The sequence below is a fragment of the Shewanella cyperi genome (assembly GCF_017354985.1).
GTDB classification, from domain to species: Bacteria; Pseudomonadota; Gammaproteobacteria; order Enterobacterales; family Shewanellaceae; genus Shewanella; species Shewanella cyperi.
Map to the genome: position 1 here is coordinate 2,920,775 of NZ_CP071501.1, position 16,088 is coordinate 2,936,862.

Consider the following 16,088-nt stretch of genomic DNA (forward strand, 5'->3'; position numbering starts at 1 on the left):
ATTGGCCCACTTTCACTCAACAACCACAGGGGCAAAGGCCCGGGTTAATCAGAGCTCGCGAACTTGAATCAGAGTTCACGAACTTCCACTTCCCCCACACCCACGTTGACCTTGAGATCCCCCTCACCATCCAGCAGGGATTCAAAGTTCTGGCTCACCAAATTACGTTCCACCTGTTGCTCGCGGCCCTGGCGGGAATAGTTGACCTCACCCACACCCGAGTGCAGTTCAATCCGGCGATAGGCATGGCCATGTTCTATGCTGACCTGTCCCACTCCCACTTCCACGTCCAGATCGGCCACCAGACCTGTGATTTCCACCTGACCTACCCCCACTTCCAAACTGACTGGCGCTTGCTTGGGCAGGTATACACGCCAATGCTGTTTGATATCGTCCTGGTCATTGATGGACAACCGCAGCTGATTGCCCTTTTGCTTTACGGTCAATTCGCGGTCTTCCAGATCCACATGTTTCCAAAAGCTCAACCAGTTACCACCAGCCGCTTCGATTTGCACTTCAATGCGAATTTCATTGTCGTCGGAAGCCAGCAGCTCGGCTTCGCCAACGCCCACATCGAATACCAGGGTCTCGCCTTGATAATCATAACGCTGGGACAGCTGACGGCTGTCATCGGCCAGGGCTGAACCGGCGAAGGCTGTGGTCAATACTAAAGCAGCGGCAATCTTGGTGTGTTTCATAGTGCATTCCCTCGGAATTTGAGTCTCGGTGATTTCCTCCAACAATGCAGAAAGCGGGCCAAATCCAATAACCATTTATTTTTAAAGAATTAAACTTAAAAAAACGCACTCTAATGATGAGCAGGCTCACCAAAGTGTGGTGAATCTCACCAGAGTTTGAATGAAGGGTTCAAAGGAAGTTTGAAAATATTTGTTAACAAGTTTATAACTGGAGCAGGGTCTGAAAATAATCACCGAACCAGGGTCCCAGAGGTCAAGGGAGTGCAGATCCCACCATTCACCAGAATGGCTCACACACAAGGGAGCACGGCAATGGATAAGCCGCTTTTCTTTCTGTCGCGGGAGGCAGAAAAAAAATTCAGATTGACCGCAATGCTGATCTGCGTCTTTATCATGGTTGTGGATTATTACTTCGGCAACCTGTTCACCAACACCGCCGTGCTGCTGTATGCGGTATTCATGGTACCGGCATTACTGCTGACCCGGGCTGTGCAGGTCAGATACTTCTTCCACACCCAATCACCTATCATAGCGTTCAGGATTTTCAGTTGCATGCTGATGCTGCTGCTGTTGATCATCTGGGGTTACTCGATTCTGGATTACAACTTCAACCCACCGGTCTTCCCGGGGGACATGGTAAAGTGACCGACATAAAAAAGGCCGCTTTGCGGCCTTTTTTATCAGCTTATCCCCGACTGGTATAGTCACCGATCCCCAACCATTTATAGGTGGTCAGCGCCTCCAACCCCATGGGCCCGCGGGCATGCAGCTTCTGGGTACTGACCGCCACTTCCGCCCCCAGGCCAAACTGGCCGCCATCGGTAAAGCGGGTGCTGGCATTGACATACACGGCAGCGGAATTCACCTCATTCAGGAAATGACCTGCGGTGTGCACATTGTCTGTGAGTATGGCTTCCGAGTGACCACTGGAATAACGGCGGATATGCTCAATGGCCTCGTCCACGTCTGACACCAGTTTGATGCCAAGCGTGAGTGACAGCCATTCGGTGGCAAAACTGTCGTCATCGGCAAGCTCAGCCCCTATGCCGGCATCGCTCAGCAGGGCCCGGCTGTCCGCACAGGCCACCAATTTTACCCCCAGGGCCGCAAACTCTCGACCGATGCGCGGCAGACTCACCGCCTGTTTGCGATGCACCAGCAAGGTATCGAGGGCATTGCATACGGTCGGGCGCTGCACCTTGGCATTGATGATCACCGGCAAGGCCCGGCCCACATCCGCCTGGCTGTCGAGATACATATGGCAGATGCCAATTCCGCCCAGGATCACCGGAATGGTGGCCTGCTCGGCACACAGGCGCTGTAAGCCCTGGCCGCCACGGGGGACTATCATGTCCACGTAGCGGTCGAGCCGCAGCAAACCGTTGACCAGGGCCCGGTCGGGATTGTCGATAAGCTGCACCGCATCGGCCGGCAGGCCCTCACTTTGAAGTGCACGGCGAATGGCCCCGGCCAGCAGCAGATTGGTCTCTATGGTTTCCTTGCCGCCACGCAGGATCACCGCATTGCCGGTTTTCAGCGCCAGCACGGCAATTTCCACTGTCACATTGGGTCTGGCTTCGTAGATAACCCCTATGACGCCCAAGGGCACCCGACGTCTGGACAGTCGCAGACCGTTGTCGAGCAAACGGTTGTCCATTTCCTCGCCTATGGGGTCGGGCAGCGCCACCACTGTGGCTATGTCGGCAATGATGCCATCGAGGCGCGCTTCGTTCAGCAGCAATCTGTCTATCATGGCATCATTCAAACCGGCGGCACGGGCTGCGGTCACATCACGGCCGTTGGCGGCAAGAATATCGCTGCGGCTCACAGTCAACTCGGCGGCAATGGCCTGCAGCAGCGCCCTTTTTGCCGGAGCGCCCAGATTCGCCAGGCTGAAACTGGCGGCCCTGGCCTGCTGGCCCAGGCCCTTGAGGTATTCGGAAATCATCATATTGCCCCCGTTTCCAGTACCACCATATCGTTGCGATGGACCACGGCATCGCCATAGTCATAACCCAGAATGGCTTCTATTTCGTCAGAGTGTTTTCCGGCAATGGCCGCCAATGCTTCGGCACCGTAGCGGCACATGCCCCGCGCTATCACCCGACCACTGCTGTTGCACAGCTCCAGGGTGGCACCGCGTTCGAATTTGCCTTCCACGGCAATGATCCCCTTGGACAATAAACTGCGACCCTTGTCGCAGACGGCACTGACGGCGCCATCATCCAGCAGGATCCGACCGTGTGCCTTGGGTCCGGCGAGTATCCACTGCTTGCGGCTTTCAAGTGGACTCTCCAGCGCCAGGAAACGGGTTCCCACCGCCTCACCGCCAATCGCACCGCTGATCACGTCCTTGTGGTGACCCGAGGCAATCACCACTTCCACGCCGGCGCGCCGGGCAATGTCCGCCGCCTGCAGCTTGGTGGCCATACCGCCGGTACCCAGGCCGGAGACCGAGCCGCCCGCCAGTAAGCGCAGGCTGTCATCTATGTGCTGCACCTCGGGGATCAGCCGGGCCTCGGGGTTGTTGCGTGGATCTGCGTCGAACAGGCCCTTTTGGTCCGTCAGCAGCAGCAACAGGTCCGCATCGCACAGCAGCGCCGCCCGGGCAGACAAATTGTCGTTATCGCCCACCTTAATTTCTGCGGTGGCCACCGCATCATTTTCATTGATTATGGGCACTATTCCCTGCGCCAGCAGGGCATTGAGGGTATCGCGGGCATTGAGATAACGTTCACGGTCGTGCAGATCGGCACGGGTCAGCAGCAGCTGGCCCACGTGCAAACCATAGATGCTGAACAGCTGTGACCAGGCGAGGATCAACTGGCTCTGCCCCACTGCCGCCAATAATTGCTTATTGGCCATGGTATCCGGGAGACTCGGGTAATTGAGATGTTCGCGACCGGCGGCAATGGCACCGGATGTCACCAGTACCACTTCCACTCCGGCCTTCATCATGGCGGCCATCTGCCGCGCCAACTCCACCATGTGCGCCTTGTCGAGGCATTTGCTGCCCGAGGTCAACACGCTGGTGCCCAATTTAACCACTACCCTGCGATAACCACTTTGCATCGAATTTATCTTTTCCCAGGAGCCCTTTTCGAATATTGCACGTCCAGGGCTGATTTTTGCCGAACTTTCCTTATACCCAATCCAGTCGGGGATTAACATAGCCGCGGCGGGCTCTCATCGATTAATTCAATATCATTTGGTTATTCCATAAAAAAAGGCCACTTAATGTGGCCTTTTTCAATACCTGAGCCTTGGCTTAGCCGTAGATAAACTTCGCCAGGAACAGTGCCGCCAGCACCAGGATGCCGGCGTTGAGGTCACGGAAGCGACCACACATCAGCTTGATGGCAGCATAGGAAATAAAGCCGAAGGCAATGCCAGTGGCGATGGAGAAGGTCAGCGGCATCAGCAAACAGACCACCACCACGGGTGCGGTTTCGGTCAGGTCTTCCCATTCCACATGCACCAAGCCTGACATCATCAGGATTGCCACATAAAACAAGGTTCCTGCGGTGGCATAGGCCGGGATCATGCCCGCCAGCGGCGAGATAAACAGTGACAGCAGGAACAGAATGCCCACCACCACAGCGGTCAAACCGGTGCGGCCGCCGGCGCTGACGCCCGAGGTGCTCTCGATGTAACTGGTGGTGGTGGAGGTCCCGAGAGCAGCTCCGGCTATGGTGGCCAGGCTGTCGGCGGACAGGGCACGGTTCAGCCTTGGCAAACGGCCCTTGTCATCCAGGAAACCACCGCGATGGGCCACGGCTATCAGGGTACCCGAAGTGTCAAACAGGTCGACGAACAGGAAGGCAAACACCACCGTCAGCATGCTCACTTCCAGCACGGCCGAGAGGTCCATCTTCATAAAGGTGGGGGCAATCGAAGGTGGCGCCGACACCAGACCATGATACTGCACATCACCGAACAACAACCCCAGACCGGTAATGGCAAGTATGCTCAGGATCACCGCAGACTTCATGCCGCGGTTAACAAAAGCAATGATCAGGAAAAAGCCCAGCACAGCCATGACCGCGGGAAAAGCGGTCACATCGCCCATGGTCACCAGGGTCGCAGGGCTGGCCACCACGATACCGGCGCTCTTGAGGCCGATAAGTGCCAGAAACAGGCCAATACCCGCGGCAATCCCCAGACGCAGCGACATGGGGATGGAATTGACTATCCACTCACGAATACGCACCAGCGACAGGATAAGGAAACAGATACCGGACATGAACACGGCACCAAGGGCCGTTTCCCAGCTGTAGCCCATCTCACCCACCACCGTATAGGTGAAGAAAGCGTTGAGACCCATACCGGGCGCCAGCGCAATGGGATAATTGGCCATCAGGCCCATGACCAGACAGCCCACGGCGGCGGCCAGACAGGTGGCCACGAACACGGCGCCCTGATCCATGCCGGCACCGGCGAGGATCATGGGATTCACGAAAATAATGTAGGCCATGGTCAGGAAGGTGGTGACCCCAGCAATGACTTCCTGCTTAAGCGTGGTGTGGTTTTGTTTGAGTTTGAACAGTTTTTCTAACATGGAACCGGGTTCCTTGGTGTTTTTATGTATTTGGGTAGGGTGGCAGAAAATGGGGCGGGCGCCGATTTCACAAGCAGTTCCACAAGCTGTGTCAAAAACAGCTTTCGCCGGCAATATTCACCAGCGGCCGATTATAGGGATTTTCCCCATGGCAGGCCAGAGTAAATGCACCAGTTGAAATCACAGCAGAGGCAAGGAGTTGCTAAATTTCAGGTAAAAAAAAGCCTGCTCAGAGAGCAGGCAAAGACATGTTTCAAGCGTCCCATATGGGAAAGATAATACCGCGTGAGCGGAAAACACCTCGGTGTGTCAAAGGGGATCAACACACAACTTGAGTCTAAACACACCCAAAATGGGCGAACAAAGGTTGATGGATGATGGAACTGTTTGGGAAGGGGACAGTCCGCCCCTGGATCCTGTTAAAGGTAAGATCAGCCCTTGAAATTCATCGCGAACAAACCACCACGCAGGGTTTCGGCCTTGAACCAGGTGTTTTGCCATACAAATGTGTAGTTGCCTGAATAAGACATGGTCATACTCCAAATTAACAAAGTTGTGATACATCATTGCCCGGTTAAGTGTGGCTCGGTTCCATGGAACTGGGCGTTCTCAAATCCATTGAGACAACTTGTCACTCGATTCCCTGGAGAAGTATCCATCCTGGATAGACGGGGCAGGAAAATCGCTCTCCCCTGCCGACGAAATGCAGTATAGCAAAGTGTAGTTTTATTACAACTATTTTTGTGAAAAATTTCTTTTTGGCGTATTTTGGTAATTTAATTACACATTTTAATTGCGGGATAATTTGCAGCCTGTCACATAACTCCTGTCACAAAAAGCTAACCATCCTTTGCATTTCAGGTGGTTAGCTTGATTTGCGTGATTGTGATCACATTGTAATATAATGACACAAAGTTACCAAAGGCGCTGCCGTGGGCTTACCGTAGAGAGGATCCCCCTCGGTAGCACTGCCGGCAATGTCCAGATGTACATAGGGCAAGGGCTTGCTGGAAGACAAATCATGCTCCGCCAGACCCGAGGCCTTGAGCAAAAACGCCGCCGGGTATTGATGACCACGGGCGGTCACGGACGAAGGTGCATTATTGGAGGACAGCACATCGGCCGCGCCGGACACCTCACGTATTTTGCCAAAGTCTTCCCGCCGCAAGCGCGATACCTCCAGCGCCTCGCCATGCTCTTCGGCAATGGCCGACAATTCCTGATCCACGCCGGCCTTGTGGGCCACGGCATTGGCCACGGCCGCGGTGTAACCACCGTAAACCCGCACCACATGCCCCGTCAGGGTCGCCACGGAAAACAGTTCCGGCGCCACCGCCGTCAACGCTTTGAGCCGCAGATGGCTGAGCAAATCCGCCAGCACCAGACGCCCTTCGGCGTCGGTGTTGCCAATACGCACCCGCACACCGGCATGGCTCTGGATTATCTCATCTGTGACAAAGGCTTCTGAGCCTATGCTGTTGCGCACCAGCCCCAGCTCGGCCATGACCCGGATCCCCTTGGGCTTGAGCAATGACAAGGTCTTGAACAGACCAGCCACAGCCGCAGCACCGCCCTTGTCGCGGCTCATGCCCGCCATGGCACCGGCGATTTTCAAGTCGGCACCGCCGGTGTCATAGACCACACCCTTGCCGGCAAACAGCAGGGTACGCTGGGTGTCACCCTCGCCCAGGTATTCCAGTTTCACCACCCGGGGCTGATGACGGGCAACGGCAAACGAAGCGCGGCCCACGGCACACAGCAGCGGATAATCCCGCTCCAGCTCGTCCCTGTGCTCCACAACCTTCACTTGGATACCACTGCCCTTGAAGGCGTTGAGGCAATAATCGGCAAAGGCCGGTGCCGCCATGCGCTCGGGTTCGGTGCCACAGAGATCCCTTGCCAGGTTACGACCGGCCTCAAGGGCGTTGAGCAGCGCCGCGGTATCCGATTGCAGCAAACCTATGGCCTCGATAGCACAGGGCTCACCGCCGGCTTCGCGGGATTCAAGCGGTTGCCACAGCTCCTGACCGCAGCCGAGGGCCGCCACCTCCAGCGCTTTGGCGTAGGCGGAATTGGCCACCAGCAACAGCGGCCGTTTGGCGCCGGCATCCCGGGCGATGGCGATAGCGGTACGGGCGGCTTCGGCCACGCTGCGCACATCCTCATAGTCACCGGCTACGGCCTTGATGGGCGATATAATCAACCGACCACCGGCCAACCCGGGGGCAAACAGCAGGGTCGCGCTCTTACCGACCCGCCTGTCCACTGTGGCACCGTGACTGGCCAGCAGGGCTATCTCTTCTATCTCTATCTCCGCCAGGGATTGGCTGAGCACCAGCACCGCATCCCAGTTGGCGTCGTCAAAAATCGCTTCTTTATCTGATACATCCACAAAATTCGCCGCAAACATGACCCATCCTTTTTTTAATTTTTTCTTTGCCGCCAGCCCGGCAACGCCGGGCGAAACATGTCTGTGGCATTATTCCCTGTCGGCGCCGCAATTGCTATCCCAAGGAATTGCTATCCCAAGGAGTTGCCATCCCACAGGGACAGAGCGAAGTGGAAACCCTCGCTGCCACTCGTCCCACCAGTTGGAATATGAAACCCTTGGACGGCTTATGGTAAACTGCCGCCAAGTAAGCGGTCAGAGCCGCTTTACCAGTGCCATAACATATGTGCCGTAACATCTATGCCGTAATCGGGAGTTTTCAGTGACAACACTCAATCAGCTCTATCCCCAGCCCCTGTGGCAATGGTTCGAACAGATCTGCGCCATTCCTCACCCGTCCAAACACGAAGCCGCCCTGAGTCAGCATATTCAGACCTGGGCCAAGGACAAGGGCCTGGCCATAACAGTAGACAAGGTCGGCAACCTTATCATCCGCAAGGGTGCCACCGCCGGCATGGAAAACCGCAAGACTGTGGTGATCCAGGCGCACATCGACATGGTGCCGCAAAAGAACAACGACAAGGTGCACGACTTTACCAAGGATCCCATTGAAGCCTGGGTTGACGGTGACTGGGTCAAGGCCCGTGGTACCACGCTGGGCGCCGACAACGGTATTGGTATGGCCTCTGCCCTGGCCATCCTTGGCAGCGACGATATCCCCCACGGCCCGCTGGAAGTCTTGCTGACAGTGGACGAAGAAGCCGGTATGACAGGTGCCTTTGGTTTGGAAGCGGGACTGCTGAATGCCGAGATATTGATCAACACAGACTCTGAGCAGGAAGGTGAAATCTACATGGGCTGCGCCGGTGGCGTGGATGCCCAGCTAAGCCTGCCCATGGTGTGGGAAGCCCCCGCCGACGGTTACAGCGCCTTCAAACTGACCCTCTCGGGTCTCAAGGGCGGCCACTCCGGTGTCAACATCCATCTGGGCCGCGGCAATGCCAACAAGCTGCTGGGCCGTTTCCTGTTCGAACAGGCCGACGGTCTGCAACTGGAACTGGCGGAGTTCAACGGCGGCTCCCTGCGCAACGCCATTCCCCGCGAGGCCGGGATCAGCTTTATGCTGCCTGCCGAGCAGGTTGCCGAACTGCAATCCAAGGTCACGGCGTTTGAGGCCATGGTCAGGGCCGAGCTGGCGGTGGCCGATCCGGGCATCAGCCTGACCCTGAGCGAAATCCCCACGCCCTCCAAGGTGATGAGCGAGCAAAGCCAGAACAGCCTTATCGACCTGCTGCACGCCTGCCCCAATGGCGTCATGCGCATGAGCGATGAAGTCGAAGGCGTGACCGAGACCTCTCTCAACGTCGGCGTGATCACCACAGGCGAAGAGACCGTCGATATCCTCTGCCTTATCCGCTCCCTTATCGATTCAGGCCGCAGCCAGATTGAGGGCATGCTGATCGCCCTGTCCAACCTGGCCGGTGCAGAAATCGAAATTTCCGGCGCCTACCCCGGCTGGAAACCGGACAACAGCTCGCCGGTAATGGCCATAGTCCGCGACACCTATCAGGACATCTACCACAAGGAGCCGGTGATCATGGTGATCCACGCAGGTCTCGAGTGTGGCCTGTTCAAGCAACCTTATCCTGATATGGACATGGTCTCCATCGGCCCCACCATCCGCTTCCCACACAGCCCCGATGAAATGGTCAATGTCACCACGGTTGGCCAATACTGGGAACTGCTGCTGGCGGTTCTGAAGCGTATACCAGAAAAGGCTTAACCAATTATCTGGAAAGCGCCGATAGTCAGGTTATCGCGCAGAATAACAGACAAGAAAGCCACCCTCAGGGTGGCTTTCTTATTGGCGCCAAAAACTACGAGACAGCAAACTCCACCGCCTTGGCGGCATGGATGGCGGTGGTATCAAACAGCCTGATCTCGGTATCTGCCTGTTCCACCAAAAGACCAATCTCGGTACAGCCCAGGATAACCGCCTCGGCCCCAGCCTCTGCCAGTGACGCTATGATGCGCAGATATTCGGCCTTTGAGTCGGGCATTATCTTACCGAGGCACAACTCCCGGTAAATCACCTCATGGACCCGTTTTCTGTCTGCAGCATCAGGCACCAGCACCTCAAGGCCGAAACGCTCGCTCAATCGTCCCTTATAAAATTCCTGTTCCATGGTGAAGGCGGTACCCAACAAGCCCACTTTGTTGATGCCTTGATTCACCAGCAACTCTGCCGTGGCATCGGCAATGTGCAGCAAGGGTATAGTGATTGCTTGCTCTATCTCCGGCGCCACCTTGTGCATGGTGTTGGTGCAGATAAGCAGGCAATCGGCCCCTGCGGCTTCGACCCTTTTGGCAGCATCTGCGAGAAGCCTGGCCGTTTCCTGCCAGTCACCTGCATGTTGCAGCTTTTCAATCGGCTCGAAATCGACGCTGTAGAGGGCAATTTGCGCCGAATGCAGGCCCCCGAGGGCTTGCCTGACGCCTTGGTTAATGGCCCTGTAATACCCTTGGGTACTCTCCCAACTCATACCGCCCAACAAGCCGATTGTTTTCATCATTTCATCCTGCTATGAGTCATGCTTACTGATTGACATGCCTCGAAATCCAGTGGCATAAGTCATCCCAATTCAGCGGCTGTTTTACCATTAGGAATAGCAGACTAATCCTATTCCATGGCCAACACCATTGGCTAGAGATCCTGATAAATCCATCTAAGCCCCTTTGCCAAGCCGACCGGGAAGGTGGAGTAATGGTCGGTCCCGTCAATGACCTCGTCAATGAGCTGTAGTCCTTGATAATGCCTTGAGCGCAGACGTTGCAAAAATCTCTGATGACCATCCACCATATCGTTTCGTGAGCCGAATTCGGGGATTTCCATAGCCCCGGTCGCAATAAATACCTTTGCATTTATTGAGTTATGTTGGCTGAAATACTTTTCTTCCATCGCAAAAATCAAGTCATCCTTAAACCACAACGACGGGCTGGTTAATACATAAGCGGAGAAAAGTTCCGGTTTTGTCAGCAGCACCCAGGCACCAAAAGATCCCCCCAAAGATTGCCCGGACAATATTCGCTTATTGACATTGATACGGTATTTGTTTTCCACAAAGGTGAAAACCTCTTGCTCAATAAACTTCAAGTATTCCGGCGCCCCACCGGTTTCATACTTTACCCAACTCTTATCCTTTTCAGGTGTCAGATCCCGGACCCGGCTGAATTGTCCATCATCACCATCAGCAAAAGATATTCCGACAACTATGGCTTTATCCATAGCAGTAAAATGTGTCACGCCCGCCGCGACCTTGAAGGTATAAGGTCCGTCGTTGAGATAAAGCACGGGGTAGCGCTTCGACTCATTGGCCTTATCAAAATAATCATTGGGAAGTTTTATATAGAGATCATATTTGCGGCCTAGTACCTTGGAGTCTATGGTGTGAATTTCCGAATTTTTAATTTCAAATGTTCCAGTCGCATAAACTGCCGGGGTCAATACCGATATCAAAACGATAAAAATTAATAAAAGAATTTTGTTCATGAGTTACTCAATAAAATACACATGGTTGACTGTAGCGTTTGATTGGCTTTGGCTATTCAAACAGCAAGCTCAGTGTGTCTGGTCTACACCTCGCTGACGTCAAGCAATATTCTTTGGCCATGTACATGCACCCAGAAAGCATAAAGTGCCTGATGAATTATCTATGCCATGCCGCTGTCGGCTATGAAGTGCTCAGTGCATAGGTCGGTGCAGAGCTCGGTGCATAGGTCGGAGCAGAGCAAATGTTCAGTTATACAGACCTCCGGCCCGCAATGAAAAGTGTTTCCTCAGAATATCGCAAATAGCCAGTATATTGATCATGGACTCCCTCCTCTCTTATCCAAAATCCTTATGTAGCTTTGCATCTTATGCGGACTATTCAGCGAAGTTCAATCGTCAAGCCGATTTCCAAACTTCCCATTGATGGGAGGCATTCTCCCAATTTACCTCTTGCCCAGGATTGACTGAAGTCTTGGCTGATAGTTCGGCGCCTTATGAACTTTCGCTTTAATTTCTGTGTCATAAGACCGTCATATCTGTTATTTTTCGTGCCTGTTGCCCAGTTTCAACAGCAATGTCGGGGCAAATGTCGGATTCAAGGAGGAAATGTGAACCCAAATCGTCTGAAAGTTTTAATTGCGGCACTGCTTGGCGTCAGTTCGATATGTGCCGGTTGCAGTTCAACGGCCGTCACCCATGCCAGTTGCGATTTTGTGGTCGGCGCGGCCAGCAATGACAGAAATGTCCGCTTAAACACCAGTTCCGACAGCACACCAAGTGCCGAAGACAATCTGATTGTTGGGATTTTTAGCGTGATCACCGGTGCGATAAACCGGGCCCTGTTTGAAGACAAAGAGCGCGACGGCTGCAATACGCCACTCTAATCTCTCTATAAACCAATCTCTATAAGCCAATTTCTATAAGCCAAGAGCTGAGTCTTAAAGCGCCAAATCCAACTGGGTCAGGCGCTCACTGCACGCTTCGCTGGCCGACAGACCCACGGCTATCCCAACCAGGCGTATCCCCCGCCCTTCGGCGCGGGTCAGCGCCTGGGACAGCAGGGCCTGGTACAGCTTCACCGAGGGCTCGTCGGCACGCTGCTCTATGGTGGTCTGGCGAAAATCGCTGAACTTGAGTTTGACCACCAGCTTGTGAATACGCCGGGCACTGCCGCTGCGACCTATACGGCGATTGAGTTCGGGGATCAGTGAAGCCATTACCTGCAAGCAATCGGCTTCGCTGTGAATGTCCTTCGCCAGCGTGGTCTCTACCCCAACGGATTTCCGCTCCCTGTGGGGCGAGATGCCGCGCTCATCGCGGCCGTGGGCCCGCTCCCACAGCACAGCGCCGAATTTGCCAAAGTGTTGTGCCAGCATGGCCGGTGAACAGGCCTGCACCTGGGCACAGGTTTCCAACCCCAGGGTTTTGAGTTTTTCCTGGGTCACCTTGCCGACACCCGGGATCTTGCCAAGGGACAGGCCACTGACAAACCCGGCCACCGCCGCCGGTGTTATCACGTATTGACCGTTGGGTTTGTTGAGATCCGAGGCCACCTTGGCGAGAAACTTCACCGGTGCCACCCCGGCCGAGGCGGTTAACCCGGTTTCCGCCAGTATATCGGCCCGAATGGCCTCGGCTATCAGGGTGGCCGAGCCCTGGTGCAACTGGCAGTCGCTGACATCCAGATAGGCTTCATCCAGCGACAGGGGCTCAATAAGGTCGCTGTATCGGTCAAAGATGGCACGGATCTGCTGCGACACCTGCTTGTAGACCTCCATCCGTCCCGGCACCAGGATAAGGTCGGGACACAGGCGCATGGCGTAAGCTGTGGCCATGGCCGAACGCACACCAAAGCGGCGCGCCTCGTAATTGCAGGTACTGATCACCCCGCGGCGTTCGCTGGCACCGCCGACGGCCAGGGGCTTGTCGCGATACTCGGGAAAGTCGCGCATCTCCACCGCCGCAAAAAAGCAGTCCATGTCGATATGAATGATTTTTTTCACCAAACACCTCCATCCATCAATATACTGTATAGATAAACAGTGGTAAACAGGATGAAGGCAATAAAAAAGGCGCCCGCAGGCGCCTTTTAAATTCGGAGGCTCAGATCTTGAACTGACCTATGTTCTTGGTCAGGGCCTGGGTCAATTGCTCAAAGGCCCTCAGGGTGCCGGCCAGATCCTCACTGGCACTGTGGGAATCGTTCGACAGGGAGCGGACATTCTCCACGTTCTGGGCCACCTCTTCGGCAACCACGGCCTGCTGGCCTATGGCCACGGTAATGTCTGTGGTTTGCTGTTGCACCGACTCAATGGCCGAGGTGATGTCAAACAGGGCCTGCTCCACTTTCCTGGTCAGGTTCTCACCCACGCTCGCCTGCTCCACTCCGGCTTCCATGGCAGATTCGGCCTGCAGGGCGCCCTGTTGCAGGCTTTGGATGATGCCCTGAATATTGGCGGTAGAATCCTGGGTGCGGGATGCCAGGGTGCGCACTTCGTCCGCCACCACGGCAAAGCCGCGGCCCTGCTCACCGGCACGGGCCGCCTCAATGGCGGCATTGAGCGCCAACAGGTTGGTTTGCTCGGCGATGCCGCGGATCACGCTGAGCACCTCACCGATTTGCTCGGAACTGGCGCGCAGGGCCTTGATAACACTGGCGGCTTCGGTGACCCGGATCGACAGGGTCTGAATACCTGCGGTGGCTTCGGTCACTATCTTACGGCCATCGCGGGCCTGCTGCTGGGCCTGCTCGGCAAAGTCGCTGGTGCGCTGGGCCGTGGCCGCCATTTCCTGACTGGTGTGGGCCATTTCCGTGGCTGCCGTGGCCACCGAATCAATCTGGTGTTTCTGGGTCGAGACAGCGCCCACCGCCAGATCGCAAATCTTGCGTGCCTCTATGATGCCATCACCCACATCCCGGGTCAGGGCGCGGGTATCTATCAGCATCCGCTGCACCTTCTCGGCAAAACGGTTAAAGGCGGTGGCCATTTGCCCCAGTTCATCCTCACGCTCTATCTCGATGCGTTTGGCGAGATCGCCATCACCGCGGGCGATATCCTCCATGGCTACCAACAGCGCGCTGAGCTGGCGACGCAGGGGAATGAGCAGCAACCACACGGTCACACCCACCAGCAACATGATACCAATGGCCATCAGGCAGGCATCCCAAAAGGCGGCCCGCACCGGCGCTTCAATGGCAGAAGTGGGCAACATAAAGGCCAAATGCCATTGCTGCTGGGGATAGTCACCACCGACGGCGGTATATACCACCCGCTGCGGCTCCCCCTGATAGTCCACTTCGGCAAAGCCCTGTTTGTTTTGGCGCATCAGGCGTCCCAGAGCAGCAAAGCCCTGGTTGTCGCCGGCCAGGCCATCGATCTTGTCAATCTGCGACCCCGGAGGGAAGGCACTGTTGAAGCCGGGGAAATACACCAGCTTGCCATCGTCTGTCATCAGGAAGGCCTGGCCTTCGCCCTGATACTTGATGGGGCCCAGCAGATGCTTGCCTATGGTATCGATAAGAATGTCCATGCCACCTATACCGAGCAAATTACCCTTGTCGTCATAAACGGGGGTTTTCACCGTGGCAGAAATGGAACCGTCGTTGGCATCCACAGCCGGATCGCCCACAAACAAACCGCCCTTGTCTATGGCTTCCTGCCACCAGGGGCGCTTGTTGGTGTAATAGTTGGGATCACCGCTATAGCGGCCATTGAGATCAAAATATTCGAAGGTGTTGGCGGAGCCGAAGAACACCGATTTTATGTCGCTGTCCTTATCGGAGAAAAAGCGGAAATACTGGACTATGTCGCGATATTGGCGGTCCATATCCAGGTTGCTGCCCCGGTCCCTGTAGTTGGCAAACCAGTTGCGCAGCCCGGGTTCGGCGAAAATCGAATGGATCACCTGTCCCTTGGCGATGAAATAACTGCGGATCTCGTTGCCTTTCAGCTGCACCAGACCACTGATATCCGTGTCCACTTCCTGACGGGTGGAATCGCTGGCGCGGTTAACCAGCAAGGCGGCGACCAAAGTAAGCAGCACGGCCAGGGCCCCCACCAGGGTCAGCACCAACTGCAGGCTCAGTGAACGCTTGATATATCCCATGTTCTTATCCTATCTATTATTGTTGTCATTTCCGGCGGCGTTCCACACTGGCTACTGCCATTGCCATCCAGGGCAAATCAAAATGCCAAAGTGTGAGCCGGATCCGGAATATTCCAATCTACCAAGAAAGACGGGACCTTAACACTGGGAAATGACAGGGATTTTGCGACACGCAGATATTTACACCAAGAAACAGCAACAAGAAAACACATTCGATTACCATATCAGCACTAAATAGTGATTCACTTGCAATTGATGCACAAAAAAGCAACAAAAAGGCCAGCGAGCGCTGGCCATCGGGAACAATCAGGATCACATCTTGGACTGCAGGTAATTGTGCAGACCGACTTTGTCTATCAATCCCAGCTGTTTCTCCAACCAGTAGAGATGATCGTCTTCGGTTTCATCCAACAGCAACTCCAATAATTCGCGGCTGACATAATCCCCTTTCTGCTCGCACAGGGCGATTACCTCACGCAGGTGGGCGACCACCTTCTTCTCGTAGGCCAGATCGTTTTCCAGCATCTCTTTGACATTGGAACCTATGTGCAACTTATCGCGACTGGCGACATCCGGGGTGCCCTCCAAAAACAGGATCCGCGATACCAATTTCGCCGCGTGTTCCCGCTCATCATCGGATTCATGCTTGATACGTTCATAGAGCTCATTCAGGCCCCAATCCTCGTACATGCGGGCGTGAACAAAATACTGGTCCATGGCGGACAGCTCACCCGTGAGCAAGGCATTGAGCGCGGCAATCACTTCGGGTTGACCTTTCATCTGTTG

Annotated in this window: 13 protein-coding genes; 3 read left to right on the top strand and 10 right to left on the bottom strand. The window is 55.2% G+C overall.

Features of this window, described 5'->3' with window-relative positions:
• Positions 1 to 68 precede the first annotated feature (68 nt).
• Positions 69 to 698: a hypothetical protein gene (locus tag JYB84_RS12760; protein ID WP_207320435.1), complete on the bottom strand. Its 630-nt coding sequence runs from the start codon at positions 696 to 698 to the stop codon at positions 69 to 71.
• A 312-nt stretch (positions 699 to 1,010) separates the two neighbouring features.
• On the opposite strand from JYB84_RS12760, the gene JYB84_RS12765 reads away from it, so the two are divergent.
• Complete coding sequence (locus JYB84_RS12765; RefSeq protein WP_207320436.1) at positions 1,011 to 1,343, top strand: hypothetical protein; 333 nt, start codon at positions 1,011 to 1,013, stop codon at positions 1,341 to 1,343.
• Between the two features lie 40 nt (positions 1,344 to 1,383).
• Here the strand turns inward: JYB84_RS12765 and JYB84_RS12770 are convergent, their stop codons facing one another.
• The 4 genes from JYB84_RS12770 to JYB84_RS12785 form a co-directional block, all read right to left on the bottom strand.
• A complete protein-coding gene (locus tag JYB84_RS12770; RefSeq protein WP_207320437.1) occupies positions 1,384 to 2,649 on the bottom strand; it encodes a glutamate-5-semialdehyde dehydrogenase in 1,266 nt (421 codons plus the stop codon).
• A complete protein-coding gene (proB, locus tag JYB84_RS12775) occupies positions 2,646 to 3,770 on the bottom strand; it encodes a glutamate 5-kinase (RefSeq protein ID WP_207320438.1) in 1,125 nt (374 codons plus the stop codon). The genes JYB84_RS12770 and proB overlap by 4 nt, the downstream gene beginning before the upstream one ends.
• A 196-nt stretch (positions 3,771 to 3,966) precedes the next feature.
• On the bottom strand, positions 3,967 to 5,256 hold the full coding sequence (locus JYB84_RS12780; protein WP_207320439.1) for an NCS2 family permease: 1,290 nt from the start codon (positions 5,254 to 5,256) through the stop codon (positions 3,967 to 3,969).
• An 889-nt stretch (positions 5,257 to 6,145) separates the two neighbouring features.
• The gene (locus tag JYB84_RS12785) at positions 6,146 to 7,666 is read right to left on the bottom strand and encodes a M17 family metallopeptidase (RefSeq protein ID WP_207320440.1); all 1,521 of its coding nucleotides are present in this window, start codon (positions 7,664 to 7,666) and stop codon (positions 6,146 to 6,148) included.
• 301 nt (positions 7,667 to 7,967) lie between these two features.
• Here JYB84_RS12785 and JYB84_RS12790 point away from each other — a divergent pair, with 301 nt between their 5' ends.
• The gene (locus JYB84_RS12790; RefSeq protein ID WP_207320441.1) at positions 7,968 to 9,428 is read left to right on the top strand and encodes an aminoacyl-histidine dipeptidase; all 1,461 of its coding nucleotides are present in this window, start codon (positions 7,968 to 7,970) and stop codon (positions 9,426 to 9,428) included.
• 94 nt (positions 9,429 to 9,522) lie between these two features.
• Here the strand turns inward: JYB84_RS12790 and JYB84_RS12795 are convergent, their stop codons facing one another.
• Both JYB84_RS12795 and JYB84_RS12800 read right to left on the bottom strand, forming a co-directional pair.
• A complete protein-coding gene (locus JYB84_RS12795) occupies positions 9,523 to 10,215 on the bottom strand; it encodes an aspartate/glutamate racemase family protein (protein ID WP_207323221.1) in 693 nt (230 codons plus the stop codon).
• A 134-nt stretch (positions 10,216 to 10,349) separates the two neighbouring features.
• Complete coding sequence (locus JYB84_RS12800) at positions 10,350 to 11,195, bottom strand: alpha/beta hydrolase (protein WP_207320442.1); 846 nt, start codon at positions 11,193 to 11,195, stop codon at positions 10,350 to 10,352.
• 608 nt (positions 11,196 to 11,803) lie between these two features.
• On the opposite strand from JYB84_RS12800, the gene JYB84_RS12805 reads away from it, so the two are divergent.
• On the top strand, positions 11,804 to 12,079 hold the full coding sequence (locus tag JYB84_RS12805; protein WP_207320443.1) for a hypothetical protein: 276 nt from the start codon (positions 11,804 to 11,806) through the stop codon (positions 12,077 to 12,079).
• A 54-nt stretch (positions 12,080 to 12,133) separates the two neighbouring features.
• Here JYB84_RS12805 and dinB read toward each other — a convergent pair whose 3' ends face one another.
• The 3 genes from dinB to bfr all read right to left on the bottom strand — a co-directional run bounded on the left by dinB (position 12,134) and on the right by bfr (position 16,082).
• Positions 12,134 to 13,198: a DNA polymerase IV gene (gene dinB / locus JYB84_RS12810; RefSeq protein ID WP_207320444.1), complete on the bottom strand. Its 1,065-nt coding sequence runs from the start codon at positions 13,196 to 13,198 to the stop codon at positions 12,134 to 12,136.
• Positions 13,199 to 13,298: 100 nt separating this feature from the next.
• Entirely contained in the window at positions 13,299 to 15,302 is a 2,004-nt protein-coding gene (locus JYB84_RS12815; protein WP_207320445.1) for a methyl-accepting chemotaxis protein, read from the bottom strand.
• 312 nt (positions 15,303 to 15,614) lie between these two features.
• Positions 15,615 to 16,082, bottom strand: coding sequence for a bacterioferritin (bfr, locus tag JYB84_RS12820; RefSeq protein WP_207320446.1), 468 nt, complete (start codon positions 16,080 to 16,082; stop codon positions 15,615 to 15,617).
• Between the last annotated feature and the right edge of the window lie 6 nt (positions 16,083 to 16,088).

Coding starts and splice junctions, on each gene's coding strand:
- JYB84_RS12760 (WP_207320435.1), bottom strand. CDS start 698: ATGAAACACACCAAGATTGCCGCTGCTTTAGTATTGACCACAGCCTTC.
- JYB84_RS12765 (WP_207320436.1), top strand. CDS start 1,011: ATGGATAAGCCGCTTTTCTTTCTGTCGCGGGAGGCAGAAAAAAAATTC.
- JYB84_RS12770 (WP_207320437.1), bottom strand. CDS start 2,649: ATGATGATTTCCGAATACCTCAAGGGCCTGGGCCAGCAGGCCAGGGCC.
- proB (WP_207320438.1), bottom strand. CDS start 3,770: ATGCAAAGTGGTTATCGCAGGGTAGTGGTTAAATTGGGCACCAGCGTG.
- JYB84_RS12780 (WP_207320439.1), bottom strand. CDS start 5,256: ATGTTAGAAAAACTGTTCAAACTCAAACAAAACCACACCACGCTTAAG.
- JYB84_RS12785 (WP_207320440.1), bottom strand. CDS start 7,666: ATGTTTGCGGCGAATTTTGTGGATGTATCAGATAAAGAAGCGATTTTT.
- JYB84_RS12795 (WP_207323221.1), bottom strand. CDS start 10,215: ATGAAAACAATCGGCTTGTTGGGCGGTATGAGTTGGGAGAGTACCCAA.
- JYB84_RS12800 (WP_207320442.1), bottom strand. CDS start 11,195: ATGAACAAAATTCTTTTATTAATTTTTATCGTTTTGATATCGGTATTG.
- JYB84_RS12815 (WP_207320445.1), bottom strand. CDS start 15,302: ATGGGATATATCAAGCGTTCACTGAGCCTGCAGTTGGTGCTGACCCTG.
- bfr (WP_207320446.1), bottom strand. CDS start 16,082: ATGAAAGGTCAACCCGAAGTGATTGCCGCGCTCAATGCCTTGCTCACG.